The sequence below is a fragment of the Bacillus sp. LSHTCR4 genome (genome assembly GCF_057197025.1).
Genome location: NZ_JBXUNO010000001.1, coordinates 1,996,707 through 2,021,265, shown reverse-complemented (window position 1 = coordinate 2,021,265; position 24,559 = coordinate 1,996,707). Strand labels below are relative to the sequence as shown.

Here is a 24,559-nt window from a genome sequence, read left to right as displayed (position 1 = left end):
TAAGTATATGAAAGGAGAACGGCAATATGGAGAGAACTACAAGTAAAGAATATACAATTCGAACTGCTACGGAAGAGGAAAGCGATAGTATTATCACGCTATTAAAAGAAGTAGCACAGTGGCTACAACATAAAGAAGTGGACCAGTGGCAGTACCTGTTAGGCGGAGAGGCTACAGCTGAAATATTAGAAGGTATAAGAGAGAAATATACATATGTGGTTACGAAAGAAGATGAAATTATCGGTACAGTTACAGTATCTCCTAAACAAAATGAATGGGATGAATATATTTTTGGTAAAGAGGAAGTTTCTCATTCATTATATATTCATAGATTTGCGGTGAAACGGATGTATAAGGGTAACGGAATCGGAGAATGGATGTTACGGTGGATAGAAGAGAATGTACAACATGACAAAGAGTTTTTAAAACTAGATTGTGTAGGACATAATCGCATATTGAATGATTTTTATAAGAGAAGTGGTTTTGAATATATTGGCAGTACAGATGGACTTAGTAAGTTTCAAAAGAAAAGGGGACAGTGAATGAATCAAATTGATACTGGTTTAGTTAAAAGATTAATAGGGGAACAGTTTCCAGAATGGGCACATTTAGAGGTGAAACCTGTAAAGTTTAGTGGGCATGATAACAGAACATTTCACTTAGGGGATGAGATGAGTGTAAGATTGCCAAGTGATGGAGCATATGCACCGCAAGTAGAGAAAGAAAACAAGTGGCTACCTTTATTAAGTAAGGAGCTTTCTTTACCTATTTCTATACCAATTGCGAAAGGAAATTCATCTGAAGTGTATCCATGGCCGTGGTCTATTAATAAGTGGATAGAGGGAGAAACAGTTACGAAACAAAACGTTCGTGATTTAAATGAATTTGCAGCGGACTTAGGAACTTTTTTAGTAGAATTGCAATCTATTGATGCGAGTAACGGACCGGTAGCTGGAGCACATAATTTTTACCGAGGCGGGCTTATATCTGTATATGATGAAGAGGCGAGAGGTGCTATCGAAAATAATAAGGACGCTTTTGATGAAACAGTATTAAAGCATCTTTGGGCTTTAGCACTTCAGTCAACGTGGGAGCGTAAGCCGGTTTGGGTTCATGGAGATGTTGCACCAGGGAACTTACTCGTTAAGAACGGAAAGCTTTGTGCCGTCATTGATTTTGGTATTTTAGGAGTAGGGGATCCGGCCTGTGATGCAGCGATGTCATGGACGTTTTTTGATAAAAGTAGTAGAAAGATATTTAAAGAAGTACTACAAATAGATGAAGAAACGTGGAATAGAGCGAGAGGATGGGCACTTTGGAAGGCGTTAATTACATATGATGCGAATAAGATTAGTAATAAGATAGTGGCAGAAGAATCGTATCGTGTCATTCAAGTAATTGTGGATGATTATGGACAGTAATAGAAGAAGCCTATTTTGAATCATACGATCAAAATAGGCTTTTTTATATGATTAATCGATACTTAAAGCTTTTTTACCCATTTGATTATAACTGTGCTCAAATCGGGATTTTACCATTGGCTGGTCTTTTTTACCGTCTAATGGGTCATTATAATAAATGTTACGATCATCTACACCAGTTATGATAATAGTATGTGCATTTCTGTATCCATTTACGGTTTTTCCTTGAGGTGTTTTCCAAGTTTGTTCTAGTTGTGGAGCAGTTATTTTGTTTCCTACCCACGCTACAACTGGTTTACCATTACGTACATAGCTTTCTAATACAGAGAAATCCTGTCCTGTTAAATCTGTACCTCTTGCATGTTTATCAAGTAATTGTTTCAATGGTGCCGGGTTAATAGAGTAACCATAATTTATTCCTCTTACATCACCAACGAATCCGATGTCTGGATCACCCCAAACTGAAATTTTTCCATCTCCTGTAGTCTGGCGTCGAGTTGTATCAAATGGCATTTGATTAGCAAAGTCTACTTTATTTAATGAACGTCCTGTATAGTATTCTAAAAGCATTTGGAGTGAAACAACTGCACTTCCTTTTTGTAGTTCCGGCAATTGATTAATGGCAGGAACATTTAAGAGGAGCTTTGGACGTAAGAGATAAGACATGTTTATCCATTTTGGTCCTTTATCTGTACGAATTTGTACCCATCCGTCATCTCCCATAGCTAATTCTTCGACACCGCCTTGTGGAGCATACTTTCCAGATATTTTAGAAGAAAAATTAGGGCTATCGTAAGCGAAAAATGTTCTTGGTATGTATGTTAGTTCTTTTCCTTCACCCTCTTTTAAATATGGATTCATCCATTGAAGCCCTTCGCTAGTGCGAATTTTTAACCAGATGCTATTTTCTTCAACGACTGTTACAGTTTGAGGGGGATATTTACCAACCACGTATCCTGTTCTTGACGGTCTATCAAAGGTAACAAAGTTTTTATCAATGTATACTTGTTTCTCTTTTAATGGTGTCCACTTTAACCCATGATCCGTCGCAATTTTAATCCATCCGTTTTCGGATTCATCGAATACAGTAACGGTTTGTGGTGCATATTCAGCAAGTATACCTGAATGAAGAGAGGTTTCAGGATAAATAAAATAATGTTGTTTCATAGTAACTTGCTTTAATTTAATTTCTTTATCTTTCGATTGGTCTGTGCGAGCAACTAAATTTGCAGCTTCTGCACGGGTAATCGTGTTATCTGGATACCAATGACTACCACCATAGCCCAGTGAAATACCAAGGGCAACAAGAAGATTAGCCGATTTTTCACTCCAATGTCCTTTTAAATCTCGGAATACAGTAGGTAGTTTTTCAGTGGCTTTTTTGTCTAAGTTATATGCATGAACAAGCATAGAGGCCATAGCAGCTCTTGTTAGCTTTCCAGAAGGTTCGAAATTTCCATTCCCGACGCCTTTAATAATCCCAGCTTTTTCAACTGCAGCAATATAAGGAGTAGCCCAATGTTCTTGAGAATCTTTAAATGATGGCTTTGCTGAAGCGTCTATTTGTAAGTTTAATATTTTTGCCATGATAATTGCGGCAGAAGCTCTATCAATTTCAAGATTAGGTCCAAATGTACCGTCTGGTAAGCCAGTTAAGACTTTTTTCTTTACTAAATAATCAACGGACGGCTTTGCCCAGCCAATAACATCAGGAAACTGATAGTAGTAATCGTCTTCGTCTTCGTAATTCCCCAATTGCGCATTATTTTTTTGTGTTACAGTTTCACTCACAGCGAAAGAACTAGATGGAGCGATGATAGCACCAAATAGCAACGCACTTGCCATAGTTATTTTTATTGTTTTCAAATTTCCATTCTCCTTCTATTTTTATGTAGGTTAATTTAAAGAGTAAATTGAAAAAACAAATAATTTAGTTACAAAATATATGTTTTAAATGAGTATATGTAACATATACGAAAGATATTATATGATAATTTTTGGAGACTGACAATAAAAATGTAAGATTATTGCTTGTGTCATTTTCAAATGAAAAGAAGGGATTTAATATAATTATACAGAATATTTAGATATATAGGAGGTGTCGAATTTTGAGTGAAATTGAATTAAAAAGGAATGTAATTAAGACAGGGAGTGAGAAGAGCATCATTCTTCGGTTTATACTCGCTAGTCTCGTTGGGGTGTTTATGTTTTTCGTACCGGTTACGATAAACGGTGCTTCTTCCATAATGATTGATCATATCGTGTCGTGGATTAGAGCTTCGGTTCCGAGCGTCGTACCTTATTACGCACTACTCGTTATGGTAATGGGTGCAATTTATCCGTTTTATACGAAAACATGGAATACATCTATCGTAGATATTTGCTTTTCGATTTTAAAAGTAGTTGGCGTCGTTTTCGGTGTATTATATTGTTTGAAAGTAGGGCCAGCTTGGTTCTTTGCGCCAGATGTAGGACCGTTTTTGTATGAGAAACTAGTCATATCGGTAAGTTTACTCGTTCCTATTGGTTCGGCTTTTTTAGCATTATTAGTCGGATATGGATTGCTTGAATTTATCGGTACGTTTTGCCGTCCAATTATGAGACCGTTATGGAAAACACCAGGACGATCAGCAATTGATGCGGTTGCTTCCTTTGTGGGGAGTTATTCTTTGGCTTTATTAATTACGAATCGCGTGTATAAAGAAGGAAAATATACGACAAAAGAAGCAGCCATTATCGCTACAGGCTTTTCTACAGTATCCGCAACATTTATGATCATCATCGCAAAAACATTAGACATTATGCATTTATGGAATGTTTATTTTTGGACGACTCTCGTTGTAACATTCATCGTAACTGCTATCACCGTAAGACTCCCGCCCCTTAGTAGAAAACCAGATACATATGTAACGGAAGAAGGGTTCCCAGAGCCTGTTTATAAAGAGAAAATGTTAGAACGCGCTTGGGAAGATGCATTAGAAGTATCAAAAACTGCACCGAGCGTTATGAAAAATATCGCAGTGAACTTAAAAGACGGTTTTATCATGACGATGGGAATTTTACCATCTATTATGTCTGTAGGGTTAATCGGTATTGTCTTAGCGAAGTTCACACCAATATTTGATTGGATCAGCTATATTTTTTATCCTTTTACATGGGCTTTACAACTGCCAGAAGCAGACTTAGCTGCTAAAGCGGCATCCGTCGGTATTGCGGAAATGTTTTTACCTTCTCTTTTAGTTGTAAGTGCACCACTTGTGACAAAGTTTGTCATTGCGGTTGTTTCGGTCTCATCTATATTGTTTTTCTCAGCATCCATCCCTTGTATTTTATCGACAGATATTCCGTTAAAAGTATCAGAACTTATTATTCTGTACGTACAAAGAACGATATTAACTTTGCTTATCATTACGCCGATTGCTTATTTGTTGCTTTAAAAAGGGGGAAAGTAAACAAAAGAATCCTTCTATAAAAGGAAGGATTCTTTTGTTTAGTGTTTTTATCAAGTAAATACCTTAAAATGTACACTGTTTTGATGTTTTATTTGTTTTTCGAATATGACGTAATACTTCTTAAGAAAATTCCTAATCCTGCAAAAAAGAATCCTAAACATAATAAGCTGCCTGGCGTTCCCCAAGTAATTTGATCTAGCATTTTTATATCCTCCCATTTACCCCATATTAATTAACTGTAAAACTTTCACTGATTAAAGTTTCAATTTATTATTATATAGTATTTTTTGGGTTTCATCCAGAATTATCCATGCAATCAAACTGAAAAATTGATTCATAAATGAAAAAATAATCTTTTTGTAGAAATAATAGCGTTTTTGTTGTGCGAATTTTTAAAGAACGTATATAGACCTTTAGAAAAAGAAAAGCCTTACATGAAATGAAACCAATATAAATGTAGCTTGATATAATGGGATGTACACGGTATTTATTAGAGGTTTTTTGCGGATTATTATGTAAGAAGGTATTGAAACTTGAATTTTAAGTACATTTAAAAGTTAGTCTTTACACTTTAACATCTATATAATTAAATGTTTATTTCTGTGATATAGTAAGAAAAAAGGGGGCTTACAAATGGAAATCATTCACGAAAGAGCAAAGCTACGGTTAATGGATGGTAATGATGTCGAAACTTTGTTTTCGATTGTAGAAGGAAATCGGGAAATTTGGGCGTATTTAATTTCTAAAATGGATAGTGTGCAAGATATGCAGCAATATGTGCAAAAAGCGATACAAGGTTATGGAAAGGGTGCACAAATCCCTTTCGTTGTAGTAGATCAACAGACGAATAAGATTGTAGGAAGTACACGTCTATATCATATTTCAGTAGAAGATAAAACAGTCGAGTTAGGACAAACGTGGTATCATCCAAGTGTCCAGCGTACGAGTATAAATACAGAGTGTAAGTATATGCTTCTCCAGTATGCTTTTGAAAAACTGCATATGCTCAGGGTACAAATTAAGACGGATGCAAGAAATGAAAAAGCACAACGAGCAATTGAAAGGTTAGGCGCAGTAAAAGAGGGCGTGCTTAGAAATGAAAGAAAATTACCGAATGGTTATGTGAGAGATGCAGTTGTGTACAGTATTATCTCGAGTGAATGGCCAGACGTGAAAGAACAATTGTTAGAAAAATTAGAGTTGTATAAAGAAAAGCTATAATTCGTGTTTTGAAAGGTATATTGTTTGTAATACATGAAAAATATACCTTTTTTCTTACAAAATGCTACTTTATTTTAATTCCTTTTGTTTCATCGTTCCCTTCTGAGAAAAAATTCGTTACAATGTAGTTGTATGGTAATAAACTTATGAATTTAAAACATGTAATGAAAACCGCAAATGAAAATGAATTGATAATCCTCAATTTTAAATGAAAACCCTTTTATACATAAATAACAAGTAAAGTTCCTTCTTTTAAATAAACTCAAACAAAACGATTTTGATATAAATGTTTTTTTATAGAAGTATGGATGATGTACGGAGGCAATTACAAATGAAAGAAAATAAGAAGAGTAAGAAAAGACGAATCTTTCAAGTGTTTTTACTAATGATTTGTTCTGCTATTTTATATGTAAGTTATGCAGCTTACGATATTTGGAGTTATCGTTTTAAAACAGATGATAGCGTGAAAACGGATGCTGGTATCGTACTAGGAGCAGCTTCTTGGAACGGAAAACCATCTCCTGTATTTAAAGAAAGAATTAATCATGCGATTTCTTTATATAAGAACGGAAATATTAAAAAGATTATTTTTACAGGTGGCACAAAGTTCGAGGCAGAGCTCGAGGAAGCACGTACTGCAAGAGTATATGCAATGAAACAAGGTGTAAAAGAGGAAGATATTTTAATTGAAACAAAATCCCTTTTCACTGAAGAAAATTTAAAGAATGCGAAGGAAGTTGGAATAGAGAACGGAATACGCACATACACGATTGTAAGTGATCCACTTCATATGAAACGCGCAATGAGAATCGCAAAACATATTAATATTGAAGCGTATGCTTCACCAACGCCAACATCAGCATATAAAACGTTAGATACAGAAATACCATTCTTCTTTAAAGAATTATTCTCGTATATTGGATATGTAACCTCGTTGCCATTAAAGGCATTGAAGGGAGACTAATAAGAAAAGAACCTATCTTTAAATAGGAACTTTTCTTATTAGTCAAAAACATTGTATTTTTATCGGAATAGTGAAACAATAGAGAGGTAGCTTCATATAATCATAATGACAAAATGAACGGTTCATGAATCGAACATAAAGGAGATTATAGTATGGCACTCTCATTTGTTGAAACAGAAAAACAATCTTTCATTATTGAACAAATAAATAAATTGATTCCGAAGTTCATGGAAAGGGAGCATCAACTAAGTGAATTAGGATCATTTCCGTATGAAAATATAAATGATTTAAAAGATATCGGATATACGAAATTAACGTTACCGAAGGAATTTGGTGGTAGTGCGATTTCTTTATATGACTTCGTTTTATTTCAAGAGAAAATTGCGGAAGGCTGCGGAGCTACTGCATTATCGATTGGCTGGCATCTTGGTATTGTGAAAGAGCTGGCGGAAAATCGTTCTTGGAATGATGAGATGTTCAAATGGTTTTGCGAAGAAGTTCGTAATGGGGCGCTCTTTAACAGGGCAGCAACAGAACCGAAAACAGGGAGCCCGACGCGTGGCGGTAAACCAGAAACAATAGCGGTTCAACAAGGCGAGAAGTGGGTTATAAATGGAAGGAAAACTTTTACAACGATGGCGCCAGTACTTGATTATTTTATTATTTCAGCAAGTATGGAAGGCCAAGAAGAAGTTGGTGAGTTTGTCATTCCAAGAAATACACGCGGTGTATCCATTGAAGAAACGTGGGATAGCGTTGCAATGCGAGGGACTGCTAGCCACGACCTTGTCTTACAAAATGTAGAGATAGACAACCGCTTTTTTACGGATGTAAAAGGCGGGAAAGTGAAACAAAAGGGTATTGGCTGGTTGCTACATATACCAGCATGTTATTTAGGAATTGCACAATCAGCAAGAAATTATGCAGTTCAGTTTGCGGGCTCATACAAACCAAATAGTTTAAACCATTCTATTAGTTTATTACCGAATGTTAGAAGATTAGTTGGAGAATTAGAACTCGAGCTTATGCAAGCTCGCGTCTTTTTATATCAAATTGCGAAAAAATACGATGAGGCAGAAGATAAACTGTCACTGCAAGCAGAATTAGCGGCAGTGAAATACGCCGTAACAAATGCGGCGATATCCATAGTGGATAAATCAATGCGCATCGTAGGAGCAAAAAGTTTATCAGAAAAAAATCCGCTTCATCGTTATTATTTAAACGTTAGGGCAGGACTACACAATCCGCCGATGGATGATGCAACACTATCTATGTTGGCGGATGCGGCGTTTCGGTCGTAGATAAAAAAAGAAGATCCTATTATAGGATCTTCTTTTTTTATAAAAATTAATAGAACGAGAACTCTATCAAATTATTAATCATATTACTTAAAAATGATGCGTAAGAATATAGTAAATGAAGGGAGATATAAAATGAATAAAGTGAAACTGAAAGTATTTAATATAAAGTATGTAATGATATGTATTTTATTCACGATTATATGTATTCTCACTTCATTCTTCATTTCTAGTAATTCAAACGTATTTAAATCTTATTATATTAATCAATTATTAGGAACGAATTCTACTAAAGGCCTTATGTATATGATAGGCAGTGAAAATCGTTATTTTGCAGAAGAATTTCATAAAGAAAAAGGACGAGCGTCTTTGGAATCTTTTTTACTTTCACTTTCTACAAATATTAATGTAAATGACCTCCGAAGCTTATTAACTCGAGAACTTCCAAATATGAATCAATTTTATTCGGAAATATTAATTGCTGGGGAAGGAACAGATTATACGAACATTCCTGAAGAATCTAGTATTCCTTTAGAGAATATTAAGAATGAAGGTACTGCTGTTAAACACCCAAAGAGTGAGAAGGAAAACAATTCAAATATACAAAATAACGGTGAAAATAAAGTTTTTATTTATCATACACATAGTTGGGAGTCGTTTATTCCTCTCATTCCAGGTGCTACTATACCTGATGATGCCTCTAGTACAAATAATGAAGTGAATATTACGTTTGTTGGAAATTATTTAAAACAAAAGTTAGAAGAAAAAGGGATAGGTGTTTCACATGATACGACAAATATGAGGGATTTTCTGCGAAATAAAAATTTAAACTGGGCCCAATCCTATAAAGGGTCCCGTCAAATATTACAAGATAAATTAGCACAAGATAAAAATATTATGTTTCCCATTGATCTTCATAGGGACGATGCCCGAAAAAATATTACAAAGAAAACGATTAATGGAAAGGATTATGCACGACTCTATTTTATTTTAGGCCGAGAAAATCCTAACTATGAAAAAAATAAAAAAATAGTAACGGCAATAAATTCATATTTAGACGAGAAGTATTACGGTTTAAGCCGAGGCATTTTTATTAAAGATCGTAAAAGCGGCAATGGAGTATATAATCAAGACCTGTCCCCAAATGCATTACTTATTGAAATGGGAGGCGTAGATAATACACCAGAAGAATTATATGCTTCCGTTGATGCATTAGTAGAAGCATTTAGCCATTATTATAATGAAGTAACAAAGAAAAATAACTAAATGTATAGGGAAAACTATTATTTTTGTAAAATAAAAAGGAGTGACACCTAGTCAGGCGTTCTAGGGGGTTACTCCTTTTTTGCAGAATATGAACAATATAAGATTACCAATAAACGTTATCAATTGAAAAAAATCTTTCTTTTCATTCTTCTTTTTATCGTTTTATAGGAGAATGCTATGCTTCTTATTTCACCTACGGTATAATAGGAAAAAAGCACGAAAAGAGGTCATCTCATGCTAGAGGTTATTGCAACATGTTTAGAAGATGTGAAACGAATTGAACGAGCTGGCGGGAAGCGAATTGAATTAATTTCATCTTATACAGAAGGCGGTTTAACGCCGAGTTATGCATTCATTAAAAAAGCGGTAGAAGCAGTACATATACCGATTCATGTTATGATTCGTCCGCATGCGAAGTCTTTTACATATACGGAAGAAGAAATTGAAATGATGAAAGAAGATATTGTAGTTGCACAGAAATTAGGAGTAGCTGGTGTTGTATTAGGTGTATTAAATGAAAAAAATGATGTGGATGAAGAGAAACTAGCGGATTTATTATCTGTGGTAGATGGGATAAATGTCACATATCACCGTGCCATAGACGACACAGAAAATCCAGTAGAAGCGATAAAAACTTTAAAGAAGTTTCATAAAGTAACTCACGTCTTAACTTCAGGTGGACAAGGAAATATAGTAGAGAATATTCCAGTGCTTACAGAAATGCAAAAGGTAAGCGATGGTCAAATTCAGCTTGTAGCTGGAGCTGGCGTGACGAAAGAGAATATAAAGCGATTGCTAGATGAAACAGGAATTTCGCAAGCTCATGTCGGTACAGCGGTGAGAGAAGGGAAATCATGTTTTGCTGAAATTGATCCTAATTTAGTAAAAGAATTAGTTCAAATCATAAAGTGAAACTTTAATCAGTGGGAGGGGGCTTCCCCCACTGATTATTAGCCTTCACCAATCGGGCTTTTATGGGCAGTTGATCCACATCTAGCTTCTTTGCTTTCGCTGAATTTTGAGGTTAGGGTCTTACTGCCCGTTAAAGCGGGATAAAATAAATGCGTAAGAAAGAGGAGAAACGATGAAGGAAAATACGAAGAAAGAATTATTCTCATGGGCTAAAACGATAGGATTTACCCTTGTATTAATCGCAATTATTCGCGGTGTTTTATTTACACCGTCATTAGTACAAGGCGAATCGATGATGCCGACTTTAGAAAATAACGAACGAGTTCTCGTGAATAAGATTGGTTATAGTATAAGTGGATTAGAACGTTTTGATATTATCGTCTTTCACGGAAAAGAAGGATACGATTTAGTAAAACGAGTAATTGGTTTACCAGGCGATACAGTTGAGTATAAAAATGATGTTTTATATGTAAACGGAAAAGCGATGGAAGAACCATATTTAAAAGAGTTTAAAGAAAAAGCAGCAGGTCGTGTACTAACTCCAGACTTTACGTTAGAACAAATCACAGGAAAAACGAAAGTGCCAGAAGGCCAAGTATTTGTTTTAGGGGATAATCGTGAAGTTTCTAAAGACGGTCGTATGTTTGGATTTATTTCAGAAGATGAAATTGTCGGAAAAGGACAAGCTGTTTTCTGGCCGTTGAAACAAGTAAGAGCGTTATAAAGAAAAAGTATGGGAGAAATATTCTTCCATACTTTTTTTATGCCTATTTATTTAAACGTTTGGTTTTGTTATAACTTGAGCTTTTGAAAGAGAACCATCATTATTTCTAAATCTTATTTTGTGTTCACCTTACATAAAGGTTAAGTAGCTGAAAAATATATTGATAGAATTGAAAGAATATTTTATAATTTTAAATTATATGTTTGTTTCGAAAAACGGAATTTAAGTTCCGAAATTCGGAACAAGAGGGAGATAGAATGAGTATAAATAAAACGGCAGTTAAGACAATGGATATTTTAGAGTTGTTTTATGAGCATGAAGAGCTAAGTTTAACAGAGATGGTTCAGCTTACAAGTATGCCGAAAACATCTGTTTATCGTTTAATTGGCTCGTTAGAAGAAATGGAGTTTTTACAAAAAAACGAAAAGGGGAAATATCGTCTAGGAGTCGTTTTTTTACGGTTCGGTCAACTTGTTTCGCAAAGATTATCAGTAAGAAATATTGCGATTCCATATATGAAAGAGCTTAGAGATAGTTTAGGGCAGGCAGTTAATTTAATTATTCAAGATGGTAACGACGCGATTTATGTGGAAAAAATGGAAGGCGTTCAGCCTGTACGCGTGTATACGGCGGTTGGAAGAAGAGCGCCACTTTATGCTGGCGCATGTCCGAGAATTTTACTATCGTATTTTTCTGAGGAAAAGAAACGGAAATACATAGAGGAAACGAATTTAAAACAGTTTGCAGATGGAACAATCGTAGATAAGAAACAATTGCTAGAAGTGTTACAAATGGCGAAAAAGGAAGGACACACCATTAGCTATTCTGAGTTAGAAAATCATACAGCGGCTATAGCAGCGCCCATTTTCGCAAATGATGGAACGGTTGTAGCAGGCATTAGTATTTCGGGATTAGCAATTGAGTACAGCGAAAGTAACATTTCATATTTTATTGCGAAGGTAAAAGAAACAGCGAATCGCATTTCGAAAGAACTCGGCTTTTTGGCATAGAAAGAGGGAGTAGGATGAAATTTTCTGCGTTAGGGGATCAAGCAATTATTGTTACATTCGGTGAAGAAATCGGGATGGATACATATGAAAAAGTACAACGATTATTTCAAGCGTTGCAGCAACATCCGTTTGTAGGGATGGTTGAATGTGTTCCGTCGTTTACTTCATTAGCCGTTTACTACAATTTGTATGAAGTATGGAAGGGAAATGATAGAAAGATAAGACCATATGATTACGTATGCCAATATATAACTGGAATGTTAGATACGTATAAGGAAGAGCTGAAACGAGATGTGAAACATATTTCTATACCTGTTTGTTACGGGGGAGAATATGGACCTGATTTGGAAGAGGTCGCACATTATCACGGTTTACAAGTAGAAGATGTCATTCGCATACATAGTGAAACAACGTACTTTGTGTATATGTTAGGTTTTACACCAGGATTCCCGTATTTAGGAGGACTATCAAAAGAACTAGAAACACCTAGAAAAAAAACACCACGGTTACAAATCTCTCCTGGTTCAGTAGGAATCGGCGGGAATCAGACAGGTATTTATCCACTTGAAACACCGGGTGGATGGAATATTATTGGACGAACACCAATCTCCTTATTTAATCCGGAAGAAGAAACACCAACCTTTATTCAAAGTGGCATGTATTTACGATTTATCCCAATAACGAAGGAAGAGTACGTATCACTTGAGGGGGCTAAAGAATGGATGTAGAGGTTTTGCATGCGGGAATGTTTACAACAGTCCAAGATTTAGGACGATCTCATTATCAACAATACGGTGTGCCAGTTGGCGGGGCGATGGATCAAAGTGCACTTCGGATGATCAATATGTTAGTTGGTAATGAAGAGAATGAAGCGGCACTTGAAATGACGATTATGGGACCGAAATTGTTAATAAAGAAAACGACGTTACTTGCGATTGGCGGTGCGGATATGGAACCGTTACTAAATGGGGAGCGTATACCATTATGGCGTCCCATTTTAGCGGAAGAAGGTAGTATGCTTTGCTTTGGAAAAGTGAAAAGTGGTTGCAGAGCGTATGTGACTTTTGCAGGTGGTATCCATATTGATCGTACGATGGGAAGCAAAAGTACTTACATACGTGCTGCGATTGGCGGTATAGAAGGAAGAATGTTGAAAAAGGGTGACTACTTCCAAATTGGTGTACAACCAGAAATGGCGAATCGTTTCATTCAAGACTTACAAAAAGATGAGAGAATAAAAACGAAATGGGCGATTAGCAGCAGCGTACGACCAAAGTATAAGAAACATCCTAAGCTTCGCATCATAACTGATTTTGAATATGATCAATTTACAGAAGAAAGCAAAAAGGCATTTTTTATGAAAGAGTATAAAGTATCTAATTATGCTGATCGTATGGGCTATAGGGTTGAAGGAGAAATTTTAAATAGAGCCGTTGAAAAAGAGATTTTATCGAGTCCAGTTACATATGGGACCATTCAAATTCCAAATGGTGGACAGCCAATTATATTAATGGCAGATAGGCAAACGACAGGTGGTTATCCGAGAATAGGAAATATTAGTTCAGTAGATTTACCTCTTCTTGCTCAGCTAAAACCAGGGGACTATGTATCATTTGAGAATATTACGCTTGAAGAAGCGGAACGATTGTACATAGAACAAGAAGTAAATATGAATCTATTAAAGAAATTCATTGCTTTACGAAGCTGAAATTAGGAGGAAAATAATGTGAAGGCAATCGATTTAAACTGTGATTTAGGAGAAAGTTTTGGCGCTTATAAAATGGGGAATGATGATGAAATTCTTCCATTCGTATCCTCTATAAATGTTGCTTGTGGTTTTCATGCAGGTGATCCGTCTGTTATGCGGCAAACGATTGAAAAGGCAATGCAGCATAACGTAGCGATAGGGGCACACCCAGGTTTTCCAGATTTAATTGGATTTGGTAGAAGGAACATGAACATTTCAGCAAGTGAAGTATACGATTATGTTCTATATCAAATTGGTGCATTAGACGGTTTTGTAAAAGCAGCTGGCGGGAAGATGCATCATGTGAAACCGCACGGTGCTCTATATAATATGGCGGCAACTAATCCGGAAATTGCAGATGCAATTGCAAAGGCAATATATCATATGAATCCAAGTCTATTACTTTATGGATTAGCAAATAGCGAGTCATTTATACAGGCTGCGGAAAAATACAATATAACTCTCGTACAAGAAGCTTTTGCAGATCGTACGTATAAGCAAGATGGAACATTAACGAGCCGTACGGAAGAAAATGCACTTATAGAAAATGAAGACGAAGCGATAAAGCAAGTGCTTCAAATGGTGAAAGAAGGCTACGTAAACGCGGTGAACGGAGAGAAAGTAGCAGTTGACGCGAAAACAATTTGTTTACACGGTGATGGAGAAAAAGCAGTACAATTTGCGGGAGTAATATACAGAACATTCGAACATAACGGTATTGCTATTTGTGCACCGGAATAAAAAAATGAGGGGAAGTGTTGGAATTGGTGAAATTAATCGGGATATTATTAGTTGCAGTGGGCTTTTTGTTTAGATTAAATACACTGTTAGTAGTTATGGTTGCAGGTATTGTTACGGGGATGGTTTCAGGATTAAGTTTTTATGATGTGATCAGCATGTTCGGTAAATTTTTCATAGAAAATAGATATATGTCTATGCCTATTATACTAACTTTACCGGTAATCGGAATTTTAGAGCGTTACGGTTTGAAAGAAAGAGCAGAAGCACTTATAACGAAATCAAAAGGTGCAACAACTGGAAGAGTATTAATGTCATATTTTACGATAAGAGAATCATCAGCAGCACTTGGACTGAATATTGGTGGTCATGCGCAAACGGTAAGACCACTCGTTGCACCGATGGCAGAAGGGGCTGCGCAAGGTAAATACGGTAAGCTCCCTGAAAAGTTAAGAGAAAAGATTAAAGCAAATGCAGCGGCTGCGGAAAATACAGCTTGGTTTTTCGGAGAAGATATTTTTATCGCAACTGGTGCGATTCTATTAATGAAAGGGTTCTTCGATTCAGTAGGTATGCATGTCGGAGTATGGGATATGGCGCTTTGGGGTATTCCAACTGCAATATCTGCACTTATCGTGAGCTGGATCAGATTTAGAAGGTTTGATAAATATATAGCAAAAACGATGGAATCAAAAGAAAAAGAAGAGAAGGAGGCAATATAAAATGAACATCATCACAATGGATACAATCTACTATGTATTAGGTATAATCGTTGCCTTTATCGCTGTTCGTATTGCGTTTGATCGTGAGCATCCAAACCGATTTGGTTCTAGTTTATTTTGGGCGTTGTTTGCAGTTACATTTTTATTTGGAAATGTAATCCCTTCATTTTACGTTGGCTGTATTGTACTCGCTATGGTTGTGTTAGCTTCGCTAAATAAAGTAACAAAATCAGAGGAGAAAGAAGTTCCAGTACAACAACGTGTAAAACATGCGGAGAAATTAAAAAATAAAATCTTTATGCCTGCACTATTAATTCCTATTTTTACAATTATCGGTACGTTAACGTTAGGAAAAATCAAATGGGAAAATGTCTCCCTTGTTGATCCGGATAAAGTAACGCTAGTAGCATTAGCGTTAGGAGCATTACTTGCATTCGTTGCGGCGATGCGTATTACAAAATCGAAGATAACAACTCCTGTGCAAGAAGGAAGTAGACTATTACAAGCTGTCGGCTGGGCTGTTATTTTACCACAAATGTTAGCGGCACTTGGCGGTATTTTCGCAAAATCTGGCGTTGGACAAGTCGTTTCTGATTTAGTCGGCCAAGTGTTACCGACAGAGTATCCGTTCGTTGCTGTTATGGCGTACTGTTTAGGAATGATGCTTTTCACAGTCGTAATGGGAAATGCCTTCGCAGCGTTTGCCGTTATTACTGGCGGAATTGGTTTACCTTTAATCGTGCAAATGCACGGCGGAAACCCAGCGATTATGGCAGCGCTCGGTATGTTTGCTGGATATTGCGGAACGCTGCTTACGCCAATGGCAGCAAACTTTAATATCGTTCCGGCAATGCTTTTAGAACTAAAAGATAAAAATGCCGTTATTAAAGCGCAGGTACCAATTGCTCTTTCCATTTTCATTATTAATATGTTTATTATGTACGGCCTTGTATATCGTTTCTAATTAGGAGGATAAAACTATGAAAACAGTATTGTTAACAGGATTCGATCCGTTCGGCGGAGAAAGCATCAATCCAGCTTGGGAAGTCGCAAAAAGTTTGCATGAAAAAACAATCGGAGAATACAAGATTATTAGTAAACAAGTCCCAACTGTATTTCATAAATCAATCAGCACATTAAAAGAGTATATAGAACAACTAAACCCTGAAATAATTATATGTATTGGACAAGCAGGGGGCAGACCAGACATTACGATAGAGCGTGTCGCAATTAATATTGATGATGCAAGAATAGCTGACAACGAAGGGAATCAGCCGGTAGATGTACCGGTTGTAGAAGAAGGACCTGCTGCCTATTGGTCTATGCTTCCGATGAAAGCAATCGTAAAAAGACTACAAGCAGAGGGCATACCGGCTTCCGTTTCACAATCAGCAGGTACATTCGTTTGTAATCATTTATTCTATGGTCTCATGCATGAACTAGAGAAACAGGATCAGAAAATAAAAGGCGGATTTGTTCATATACCGTTTTTACCAGAGCAAGCGAGCAATTATCCAGGGCAATCGAGTATGTCTCTTTCTACTATTCGTAAAGGCATAGAACTGGCAGTTGAGGTAACGACGACAGTTGAGGTGGATATTGTGGAAGTTGGGGGTACGACGCATTAAGTAAGATTCTGAAGTAGTACCGAATTGCGTATGTAGTTGTTATTTTTGTTTGGAAGAAGAGGATATCGTTAACTTGATAATGATAGGGTACATTGCATATTTTAAATTCGCCCATTTTCATGTATAATTATTGTAAAAATTGGAATTTTTTAAATTGGGGTGGATATCTTGAAAAGTTTTGGTATGTTAGTATTCTCTACTGTGCTTTCAGCAGGGCTATTCTATTATAATGCTCAATCCTTTTATAATAGATTTACTTCTGGAAATACATATTACTGGGTAAACGGTATCCTAGCAGTTATCTTCCTTGTATTCCTGTACAATAATGCAAAAGATATCATCAAGAAAAACTATATAAAATAAGGAAGTTTAAAGAGTTCTTTATACAAAGACAACACCTCCTGTAAACAACTGGTATAATAAGTATAGGAAAATACATAGAGGTGATTTTTGTGCAACAATTTGAAGAAGTACGTTCAATTTTAGAAAAAGCAAAGAAAATTACAGTATTAACAGGTGCTGGTGCAAGTACGGAAAGTGGTATCCCAGATTTTCGTTCAGCAAATGGATTGTATGCTGATGCGAATGTGGAGATGTATTTATCAAGAGGGTACTATAACCGAAGCCCGAAAGAATTTTGGAAGCATTATAAAGAAATATTTCAAATTAATACGTTTCATCAATATAAGCCAAATCGTGGCCATCGCTTTTTAGCTGAATTAGAAGAACAAGGGAAAGATATTACGATTTTAACGCAAAATATTGACGGTTTACATCAAGTAGGTGGTAGTAAACATGTCATTGATTTACACGGTACACTGCAAACAGCCCATTGCCCGAAGTGTAAAACGGGATATGATTTGCAGTACATGATTGATCAAGAAGTGCCGCGCTGCGAGAAGTGTAATTTCATTTTAAATCCAGACGTTGTTTTATACGGAGATACATTGCCGCAATATCAAAATGCGGTCAAACGTTTATATGAAACAGATGTGCTTATCGTTATGGGAACGTCACTAAAAGTACAGCCTGTCGCTTCATTCCCGCAAATTGCAAAGAGGGAAGTAGGAGCAACAACGATTTTAGTAAATGAAGAGTTAACAGGACAAGAATATAACTTTGACTTTGTTTTTCAAAATAAGATTGGTGAGTTTGTTGAAGGGTTATCTTCAATAAAATAAATTATCGAAAAAACTGAGGTATCCACCTCAGTTTTTTATTTGGGTAATCGCTGTATTAAGCAACATGAAAACAGGTCGATAATGTAGTAACCACATCCCTATAACTCATAAAAAAGTGTTTCGTAGGTAAAATGGCAGAGTAAGAAGTAATATTATCTTTAGTGAATACACAATCGTCATACAGTAAGCTAATATGTAGCTGTTGTAAAGGCTCTATTTGATTTTGTTTTAAGTATAAAACTAAATCGTTAAAAAGTTGTTGCCCATATTCATCTACAGAACGTTCTAATGAAAGTTGACCTGCTATGCTAGTCCACCAAACTTTAAAACTACATATTAATTTTTTAAAAGAGTCTTCATTACATAATTGGGTGTTAAAAAGCTTCTCATAGAAGATATGGTTTTCTTCATGAAAAATTTGTAAATCATATCGGTCGTTAGCAATTTGTTTGCGAAGTGAATGCCATAATTCTTTGAAATTTGTTTCAAAGTCACTTGAGAAATGTAATGTTTTTGCTATGTAAGGAAATCTTAAATTTTCTTTTTTCTCTTTTTGGTTGAGATACATATTTTGAATGTAAATCATAAAGTTTAAACAATGTGACGTATTAGTATGAATTGTGAATGCATCTGTCATTTCATGTTCTCCTTAGTAATGTCTTTTATTATTGGTATACAAATAAATGTAAATGAATGGTATGAAAAAACAAGGGAATACAATCTTTATTTTGGAATAACATTCATTTTATTCCTTAATAAGGGAATGGTAATAAATAGGATATAAAATTAAAAAACTGAAAATTAAATCTTTTATTTCTTTTGTAATTAATATAAAATTCTATATATATCATATAAATAAATTTGATACATAATGGTTTCATGTAGAAATGTTAATAGAATGAAGCGAGGGAGCGAAATGAGACAGAAAAAGGAGCAGAAGAAACAATCGAAAAAGAAAAAGACTCATATTCCTTTTCGGTTAAATGTACTATTTTTTATCGTCTTTCTTTTATTTTCAGCTATTATAATTCAATTAGGTAAAGTACAAATCATTGATGGAGAAACGTATAGAAATGAAGTAAACAAAAAGGAAGATGTAACGGTAAGTACACCTGTTCCTAGAGGGAAAATGTTTGATCGACAAGGTCAGGTGATTGTAAATAACAAACCACTACGAACCGTTACATATACGAAAATGAAAGGAGTAGATTCGAAAGAAGTTTTACAAGTAGCAAGACAATTAGCACAGTTAATTGAAATGTCGCCAGAGGATATAGACAAGTTAACAGAAACAGATAAAAAGGATTTTTGGATGCAGTTAAATGAAAAGCGGGCAGCAGAAAAAGTAACGAAAGAAGATGAGAGTAAATTTAGGAAGCAGGAGATAGAAGGGAAAGAATTAGATAAAAAAGTTGAAGAGTTACGTAGGGAAAGAATTACACAAGAAGAATTAAGCGAACTTTCAAAAGAAGACCTAGAAGTACTAGCTATTAAAAGCAAAATGAATGCGGGATATAAAATGACGCCGCAAATCGTTAAAAAAGATGTAAGTCAAAATGAATATGCAGTCGTAAGTGAAAGATTGGCAAGTTTGCCTGGAGTAGATACGACAGTAGACTGGGAACGTGAATACCCAAATGATAAAATACTTCGTTCTATCCTTGGTAGCGTTTCTACTGAAAATGAAGGATTGCCAAGGGAACAATTAGATTATTATTTAGTGCGTGATTATAACCGAAATGATCGTATTGGTAAGAGTTACATTGAAAAACAATACGAAGATGCACTTCATGGAACGAAAGAACAGATTAGAAATATTACAGATAAAACAGGAAATGTTATTCGAACTGAAAAAGTGACCGAAGGAAAAAGTGGAAATAATTTAATGTTAACAGTGGATATGGAGTTACAGAAAAAAGTAGAGGAAAGTCTTGAAAAGAATTTGCGAGCATTTCATTCTGCAGAGCCGATGATGGATCGTGCATTCGTTGTAATGATGAACCCGAAAAACGGTCAAATTTTATCGATGGCAGGAAAGAAAATTGTAAATAAAGATGGCGGGATGCAAATAGAAGACTACGCTTTAGGAACGATGACAAGTTCTTATGAGTTAGGGTCCACTGTGAAAGGGGCTACATTATTAGCTGGTTATCAAACTGACACAATTAAGCCGTATACGCATTTCTTTGATGCACCTATGTATTTTAAAGGAAGTTCTAAGCCAAAGAAATCGTGGAAAGACTTTGGTGATATTGATGATTTAAGAGCTTTACAAGTTTCATCGAATGTTTACATGTTTAATACAGCATTAAAAATGGCAGGTATAAATTATGTACCAAACAATCCATTAGACATTAAACGAGAGACATTTAATACAATGCGCTACTATTTTAGACAATTTGGCTTAGGTGTACCAACTGGTATTGACTTGCCGAATGAATCGATTGGTCAAATGGGTAGAACTGATAACATACCTGGTTTTTTACTTGATTATGCAATTGGACAGTACGATACATATACGCCGCTTCAACTCGCTCAATATATGTCAACCATTGCAAACGGCGGTTATCGAATGAAACCGCAAATTGTACAAGAAGTGAGAGAGCAACCACATAGACCAGAGGATGTTGGAAAAGTTATACGGTCTATTGAACCAGTTATTTTAAATCGAGTGGATATGAACACCTCATACATTAATCATGTAAAAGAAGGATTTAGAAGAGTTTTTCAAGAAAATGACGGAACAGGTACTGCAACGTTTAAAGGTTTACCATATAAACCAGCTGGAAAAACAGGAACAGCTGAAACCGTATATGGTGGAGAAAGTGATATTGGAAGAGATGAAAACAATAACCGAAAAAAATGTTATAATTTAACTCTTGCCGGTTATGCACCATATGATGCTGATCCGGAAGTAGCTTTTTCAGTTGTTGTACCATGGGTAAATGATGACAAATCAGGAATTAATTCCGCGATTGGTAAAGAGATTTTGGATGCGTATTTTGAATTGAAAACGAAAAGATCGGGTGGAAATCCAGTCCCAATAGAGCAGCCGAACAAGGGCCAGTAAAAATAATATCACTGCATTGAGACATATGGTGCAGTGATATATTTTTTGATTTAAAAAGCGTTTGAATAAGGTGGGAATGGATATGAAACAGGAGATTAAGAGAGGTTGGGGGAAATACATACTCTTCGTGTTTGTTTTGGTAATAGCCTATCATTCTTTTACTTTATGTAAAGTGGAAGGGAAATCGATGCAACCGACTTTATATGAAGAAGACTACGTATTTGTAAATAAAGTAGCTGTACACTTTTCCGATTTAGAGCATGGAGAAATTGTCATTATAAAGGAAGAGGATGAGTCAAAATATTATGTAAAACGAGTAATAGGACTTCCTGGTGACGTAATTAACATAACGAGTGGATCTGTATATGTGAATGATAAAAAACAAGAAGAACCGTATACAAATAAAGATTTATTCAATAATACACAAGTGTTTTATAACTTTCAAAAGACAAAAATCCCACCAAATAAGTTATTTGTAATGGGAGATAATCGTGAACTTAGTAGAGATAGTCGAAACGGTTTAGGATATATTGAAGAAGATAATATAATAGGCAAAGTGGAATTTGTATATTATCCTTTTTCAAAAATGAAGATCATCAAATAAGTGGGGAGTTAGAAAACCCCACTTATTAAAGTTTCACTTTATCTTCTTTAAAAAACCTTTTGGGTTAAATGATATGAAAAACTTATGTTTAGATTCATCGATTATGAAATTGTTGTTTGTAGCTAAAAACTCTTCAACAGCTTCCATTGGGCCAGGTCCCCAATCGGGAGAAACAGGATTTCCATTAATAGATGTATCCTCTACAATCATATAGCTACCAGTAGTTACTATAGATTTATAAAGCAACAGTTCTTTTGCTACATGCTCTTTACTATGATCTGAATCTAAAATAACTAAAATCACATCATCAGGTTTACGCATACTTAATATTGTTTGCACAGCGGTTACTGAAACAGAAGAAGCTGTTACATACGTAATGCGATCATGGGATGGACGATTTGGTTGTGGAAATATATCGATAGTCAGAACGTGTCCTTTTCCAATTAAATCTAATATAGAAGCTAAATACAGTGCACTACCACCGTAAAAGGTCCCACATTCAATAATTAAATCGGGTTTTAATTCGTGAATAATTTCTTGATACAAAAAAAGGTCAGAGGGAAGTTTGGAAATGGGAACCCCGAGCCAATGTGTATCATATAACCAGACTCGACTATCGTAATATTGTTTTAAAAATTCGCTGCTTATGTTATCGATTTTGAACACTCCTTTCTGAAACGAAAGTTGTACAGTATATTATGTGAAATATAACTATAAGGAGAATGTTTTTTAATAAAAATGAGCAAAATACCTCATTAAAAAAACAGTTGTTTGTATAATAAGTATTTTTTTATGCAGCAAGTCTAATCAAAATGCTGTTTAAATTTTTTGATGAGAGGAAAAAGAAAGGAAAGAAACGTATGTATAAGTACACAATTTGTTTCATTAGAAAAGGAAATAAAATACTCTTATTGAATAGAAATAAAAAGCCGAATATGGGAATGTGGAATGGTGTTGGCGGAAAAATTGAAGACAATGAAACGCCATATGAAGGAATAATTAGAGAAACACTTGAGGAAACAGGCATAGATCTTCCATGTGTAACGTATAAAGGGAATGTCGTTTTTAAAAGTAAGGACGAGCCTCGGGGTAGTGAAGGAATGTATGTATTCCTTGCTGACCTGCCAGATGGAGTACATATGGACACGCCATTAAGTACGGCGGAAGGATTATTAGAATGGAAAGAAATTGATTGGATATTAAATAAGGATAATAGAGGTGTAGTTAGCAATTTACCAAAATACTTACCAATAGTATTAACAGAAGAAAATAAGTTAGAGCATATATTCACATATGATAACGGGAATATTATTAATTACACAACTTCATGTTTGACAGAAGATGATGCGAACAAACGGCATGTAAAAAAAACTCTCTCATACTCAAGTTAATAAAATATTTCAAAGAGCAATCAGCATTTTTATGTTGATTGCTCTCATTATATATAAGGGGGAAAGATATGTTTCAGAAATACAATTCATTGACCATAATCGTCATATGTACGATGTTCCTTTTTGTAGCCTGTTCTAAAAGTGATACAGAACTTAAAGACATTCAAAAAGCAGATTACCTCGTATCCTATTCAAATGCCATGAAAGCCGGTAGTTACATATATGCATATGATAAGAAAGGAAATGAGGTTAGTAAAATAGAAGTGGATGGCCAAAGTATAATGAGTAATGCAAAAGATGAAAAGGGATACTACTTTTCATCAAATAGAAATAACAATCATTATGCAATTGATAAGACTGGTAAGATGCAAGAAATCAGTAGACCGAAACAATTACAAGATGTAAACGCAGGGGCATATTTTATACATGCAGAGCAAGGTTATAAATTTTATGATGTGAACATTGGGCTGGTAGACGAAAAGAAGGGATATACAAGTGAACTCATATATTGGAAAGAGAATGATAAAAGGCAAGAAAGTCTAGAACTAAAGGGAACGATTCAAGGTGCGCATATTATTGAGAATCATATATACGCATTTTCACAAACGCTAGACAAAGTATATATTTCAGAAATAGATTTGGTTACAAATAAAAAAACAAACGAATTTGAAATTTCTAATGAAAATGTGTATTTTGCACCAACTGCTCAAAAAATAATTTTTCAAAAGTATAAAGATAAATTATTGTTCGTACTAAGTGATAATGTAAATCAAAAGTTACCACCTAAATTAATTATGGTAAATACAAAGACTAGAGTAGTAGAAAAAGAAACAATATTAGACGAAAAGCAATTCATACCTGTTCTAGTGCAGGTGATTGATAATAAGGTGTATATTTTAAATAACGATGAAAAAGTGAAAGAGCTAGATGAGAACTTGAACATCGTACGTACATATTCATTACAAAGTGATAAAAATACAAAAATCACTAGAGAGAATAAAGGGATTTCGGATATACAAGTACATGGTAATAAGTTATACATTTTATACAAAGATATGAATCCAAAGAGTAAAACGAAACAATTGGTAGCTGAAATTGAAGGATATGATCTGTTAACAGGGGCTAGCGTTGACAAGACTACTTTACAATTAGATAGGAAATGGGATGATATAACTTTTCTTATGGTGAAAGAGTAGAGAATATATGTAAA

The 24,559-nt window shown here is 35.1% G+C and carries 25 protein-coding genes; 22 read left to right on the top strand and 3 right to left on the bottom strand.

Annotated elements, in window-relative coordinates; genetic code table 11:
• Positions 1-26 precede the first annotated feature (26 nt).
• On the top strand, positions 27-542 hold the full coding sequence (locus AC2CGR_RS10450; protein WP_270185005.1) for a GNAT family N-acetyltransferase: 516 nt from the start codon (positions 27-29) through the stop codon (positions 540-542).
• Positions 543-1,421 (top strand): aminoglycoside phosphotransferase family protein, encoded by an 879-nt coding sequence (locus AC2CGR_RS10445; protein ID WP_087964573.1) that lies wholly within the window; start codon positions 543-545, stop codon positions 1,419-1,421.
• Positions 1,422-1,472: 51 nt separating this feature from the next.
• Here AC2CGR_RS10445 and AC2CGR_RS10440 read toward each other — a convergent pair whose 3' ends face one another.
• On the bottom strand, positions 1,473-3,287 hold the full coding sequence (locus AC2CGR_RS10440; RefSeq protein ID WP_087964572.1) for an S-layer homology domain-containing protein: 1,815 nt from the start codon (positions 3,285-3,287) through the stop codon (positions 1,473-1,475).
• Between the two features lie 242 nt (positions 3,288-3,529).
• On the opposite strand from AC2CGR_RS10440, the gene AC2CGR_RS10435 reads away from it, so the two are divergent.
• The 16 genes from AC2CGR_RS10435 (at position 3,530) to AC2CGR_RS10360 (ending at position 18,284) form a co-directional block, all read left to right on the top strand.
• A complete protein-coding gene (locus tag AC2CGR_RS10435; protein WP_087964571.1) occupies positions 3,530-4,858 on the top strand; it encodes a YjiH family protein in 1,329 nt (442 codons plus the stop codon).
• 648 nt (positions 4,859-5,506) lie between these two features.
• Positions 5,507-6,094 carry a GNAT family N-acetyltransferase gene (locus tag AC2CGR_RS10430; RefSeq protein ID WP_017561739.1) on the top strand — a complete coding sequence of 196 codons (588 nt, stop codon included), beginning with the start codon at positions 5,507-5,509 and terminating at the stop codon, positions 6,092-6,094.
• 331 nt (positions 6,095-6,425) lie between these two features.
• Entirely contained in the window at positions 6,426-7,058 is a 633-nt protein-coding gene (locus tag AC2CGR_RS10425) for a YdcF family protein (RefSeq protein ID WP_000662223.1), read from the top strand.
• Positions 7,059-7,210: 152 nt separating this feature from the next.
• Positions 7,211-8,359 carry an acyl-CoA dehydrogenase family protein gene (locus tag AC2CGR_RS10420; RefSeq protein ID WP_017561740.1) on the top strand — a complete coding sequence of 383 codons (1,149 nt, stop codon included), beginning with the start codon at positions 7,211-7,213 and terminating at the stop codon, positions 8,357-8,359.
• Positions 8,360-8,491: 132 nt separating this feature from the next.
• A complete protein-coding gene (gene spoIIP, locus AC2CGR_RS10415) occupies positions 8,492-9,622 on the top strand; it encodes a stage II sporulation protein P (RefSeq protein WP_074563047.1) in 1,131 nt (376 codons plus the stop codon).
• A gap of 234 nt (positions 9,623-9,856) precedes the next feature.
• A complete protein-coding gene (locus tag AC2CGR_RS10410) occupies positions 9,857-10,534 on the top strand; it encodes a copper homeostasis protein CutC (RefSeq protein ID WP_087964567.1) in 678 nt (225 codons plus the stop codon).
• Positions 10,535-10,706: 172 nt separating this feature from the next.
• Entirely contained in the window at positions 10,707-11,258 is a 552-nt protein-coding gene (lepB, locus tag AC2CGR_RS10405) for a signal peptidase I (RefSeq protein WP_000662493.1), read from the top strand.
• 257 nt (positions 11,259-11,515) lie between these two features.
• Positions 11,516-12,268, top strand: a complete 753-nt coding sequence (locus AC2CGR_RS10400) for an IclR family transcriptional regulator (protein WP_000026387.1) — start codon at positions 11,516-11,518, stop codon at positions 12,266-12,268.
• Between the two features lie 14 nt (positions 12,269-12,282).
• Positions 12,283-12,996 (top strand): 5-oxoprolinase subunit PxpB, encoded by a 714-nt coding sequence (gene pxpB, locus AC2CGR_RS10395; RefSeq protein ID WP_131102501.1) that lies wholly within the window; start codon positions 12,283-12,285, stop codon positions 12,994-12,996.
• Entirely contained in the window at positions 12,987-13,976 is a 990-nt protein-coding gene (locus AC2CGR_RS10390; RefSeq protein ID WP_270185009.1) for a 5-oxoprolinase subunit C family protein, read from the top strand. Before pxpB ends, AC2CGR_RS10390 begins: the two co-directional genes overlap by 10 nt.
• Positions 13,977-13,994: 18 nt before the next feature.
• Positions 13,995-14,756, top strand: a complete 762-nt coding sequence (gene pxpA / locus AC2CGR_RS10385; RefSeq protein WP_270185010.1) for a 5-oxoprolinase subunit PxpA — start codon at positions 13,995-13,997, stop codon at positions 14,754-14,756.
• A gap of 23 nt (positions 14,757-14,779) precedes the next feature.
• The gene (locus tag AC2CGR_RS10380) at positions 14,780-15,475 is read left to right on the top strand and encodes a DUF969 domain-containing protein (protein ID WP_131102753.1); all 696 of its coding nucleotides are present in this window, start codon (positions 14,780-14,782) and stop codon (positions 15,473-15,475) included.
• A 1-nt stretch (position 15,476) separates the two neighbouring features.
• A complete protein-coding gene (locus tag AC2CGR_RS10375; protein ID WP_087964563.1) occupies positions 15,477-16,439 on the top strand; it encodes a DUF979 domain-containing protein in 963 nt (320 codons plus the stop codon).
• A gap of 16 nt (positions 16,440-16,455) precedes the next feature.
• Positions 16,456-17,103, top strand: coding sequence for a pyroglutamyl-peptidase I (gene pcp, locus AC2CGR_RS10370; RefSeq protein ID WP_087964562.1), 648 nt, complete (start codon positions 16,456-16,458; stop codon positions 17,101-17,103).
• Positions 17,104-17,271: 168 nt separating this feature from the next.
• A complete protein-coding gene (locus AC2CGR_RS10365) occupies positions 17,272-17,466 on the top strand; it encodes a hypothetical protein (RefSeq protein ID WP_087964561.1) in 195 nt (64 codons plus the stop codon).
• Positions 17,467-17,555: 89 nt separating this feature from the next.
• Positions 17,556-18,284, top strand: a complete 729-nt coding sequence (locus AC2CGR_RS10360) for an NAD-dependent protein deacylase (RefSeq protein ID WP_131102495.1) — start codon at positions 17,556-17,558, stop codon at positions 18,282-18,284.
• Between the two features lie 55 nt (positions 18,285-18,339).
• On the opposite strand, the gene AC2CGR_RS10355 is transcribed toward AC2CGR_RS10360, so the two are convergent.
• On the bottom strand, positions 18,340-18,921 hold the full coding sequence (locus AC2CGR_RS10355) for a hypothetical protein (RefSeq protein ID WP_087964559.1): 582 nt from the start codon (positions 18,919-18,921) through the stop codon (positions 18,340-18,342).
• Positions 18,922-19,200: 279 nt separating this feature from the next.
• Between AC2CGR_RS10355 and AC2CGR_RS10350 the strand changes: the two genes are divergently transcribed.
• Together AC2CGR_RS10350 and lepB (AC2CGR_RS10345) are read left to right on the top strand one after the other, a co-directional pair.
• A complete protein-coding gene (locus AC2CGR_RS10350; protein ID WP_131102493.1) occupies positions 19,201-21,354 on the top strand; it encodes a peptidoglycan D,D-transpeptidase FtsI family protein in 2,154 nt (717 codons plus the stop codon).
• An 82-nt stretch (positions 21,355-21,436) separates the two neighbouring features.
• Positions 21,437-21,958 (top strand): signal peptidase I, encoded by a 522-nt coding sequence (gene lepB, locus AC2CGR_RS10345; RefSeq protein WP_087964557.1) that lies wholly within the window; start codon positions 21,437-21,439, stop codon positions 21,956-21,958.
• Positions 21,959-21,991: 33 nt separating this feature from the next.
• On the opposite strand, the gene AC2CGR_RS10340 is transcribed toward lepB (AC2CGR_RS10345), so the two are convergent.
• Entirely contained in the window at positions 21,992-22,624 is a 633-nt protein-coding gene (locus AC2CGR_RS10340; RefSeq protein ID WP_087964556.1) for a cephalosporin hydroxylase family protein, read from the bottom strand.
• 194 nt (positions 22,625-22,818) lie between these two features.
• Between AC2CGR_RS10340 and AC2CGR_RS10335 the strand changes: the two genes are divergently transcribed.
• Positions 22,819-23,349, top strand: coding sequence for an NUDIX hydrolase (locus AC2CGR_RS10335; protein WP_074571055.1), 531 nt, complete (start codon positions 22,819-22,821; stop codon positions 23,347-23,349).
• Positions 23,350-23,417: 68 nt separating this feature from the next.
• Complete coding sequence (locus AC2CGR_RS10330) at positions 23,418-24,545, top strand: hypothetical protein (RefSeq protein WP_484480796.1); 1,128 nt, start codon at positions 23,418-23,420, stop codon at positions 24,543-24,545.
• The last annotated feature ends 14 nt before the right edge of the window (positions 24,546-24,559 follow it).

What these genes read in the sequence shown, in the direction of transcription:
- AC2CGR_RS10450 (WP_270185005.1), top strand. Translation starts at nt 27, where the DNA reads ATGGAGAGAACTACAAGTAAAGAATATACAATTCGAACTGCTACGGAA.
- AC2CGR_RS10445 (WP_087964573.1), top strand. Translation starts at nt 543, where the DNA reads ATGAATCAAATTGATACTGGTTTAGTTAAAAGATTAATAGGGGAACAG.
- AC2CGR_RS10430 (WP_017561739.1), top strand. Translation starts at nt 5,507, where the DNA reads ATGGAAATCATTCACGAAAGAGCAAAGCTACGGTTAATGGATGGTAAT.
- AC2CGR_RS10425 (WP_000662223.1), top strand. Translation starts at nt 6,426, where the DNA reads ATGAAAGAAAATAAGAAGAGTAAGAAAAGACGAATCTTTCAAGTGTTT.
- AC2CGR_RS10420 (WP_017561740.1), top strand. Translation starts at nt 7,211, where the DNA reads ATGGCACTCTCATTTGTTGAAACAGAAAAACAATCTTTCATTATTGAA.
- spoIIP (WP_074563047.1), top strand. Translation starts at nt 8,492, where the DNA reads ATGAATAAAGTGAAACTGAAAGTATTTAATATAAAGTATGTAATGATA.
- AC2CGR_RS10410 (WP_087964567.1), top strand. Translation starts at nt 9,857, where the DNA reads ATGCTAGAGGTTATTGCAACATGTTTAGAAGATGTGAAACGAATTGAA.
- lepB (WP_000662493.1), top strand. Translation starts at nt 10,707, where the DNA reads ATGAAGGAAAATACGAAGAAAGAATTATTCTCATGGGCTAAAACGATA.
- AC2CGR_RS10400 (WP_000026387.1), top strand. Translation starts at nt 11,516, where the DNA reads ATGAGTATAAATAAAACGGCAGTTAAGACAATGGATATTTTAGAGTTG.
- pxpB (WP_131102501.1), top strand. Translation starts at nt 12,283, where the DNA reads ATGAAATTTTCTGCGTTAGGGGATCAAGCAATTATTGTTACATTCGGT.
- AC2CGR_RS10390 (WP_270185009.1), top strand. Translation starts at nt 12,987, where the DNA reads ATGGATGTAGAGGTTTTGCATGCGGGAATGTTTACAACAGTCCAAGAT.
- AC2CGR_RS10375 (WP_087964563.1), top strand. Translation starts at nt 15,477, where the DNA reads ATGAACATCATCACAATGGATACAATCTACTATGTATTAGGTATAATC.
- pcp (WP_087964562.1), top strand. Translation starts at nt 16,456, where the DNA reads ATGAAAACAGTATTGTTAACAGGATTCGATCCGTTCGGCGGAGAAAGC.
- AC2CGR_RS10355 (WP_087964559.1), bottom strand. Translation starts at nt 18,921, where the DNA reads ATGACAGATGCATTCACAATTCATACTAATACGTCACATTGTTTAAAC.
- AC2CGR_RS10350 (WP_131102493.1), top strand. Translation starts at nt 19,201, where the DNA reads ATGAGACAGAAAAAGGAGCAGAAGAAACAATCGAAAAAGAAAAAGACT.
- lepB (WP_087964557.1), top strand. Translation starts at nt 21,437, where the DNA reads ATGAAACAGGAGATTAAGAGAGGTTGGGGGAAATACATACTCTTCGTG.
- AC2CGR_RS10335 (WP_074571055.1), top strand. Translation starts at nt 22,819, where the DNA reads ATGTATAAGTACACAATTTGTTTCATTAGAAAAGGAAATAAAATACTC.
- AC2CGR_RS10330 (WP_484480796.1), top strand. Translation starts at nt 23,418, where the DNA reads ATGTTTCAGAAATACAATTCATTGACCATAATCGTCATATGTACGATG.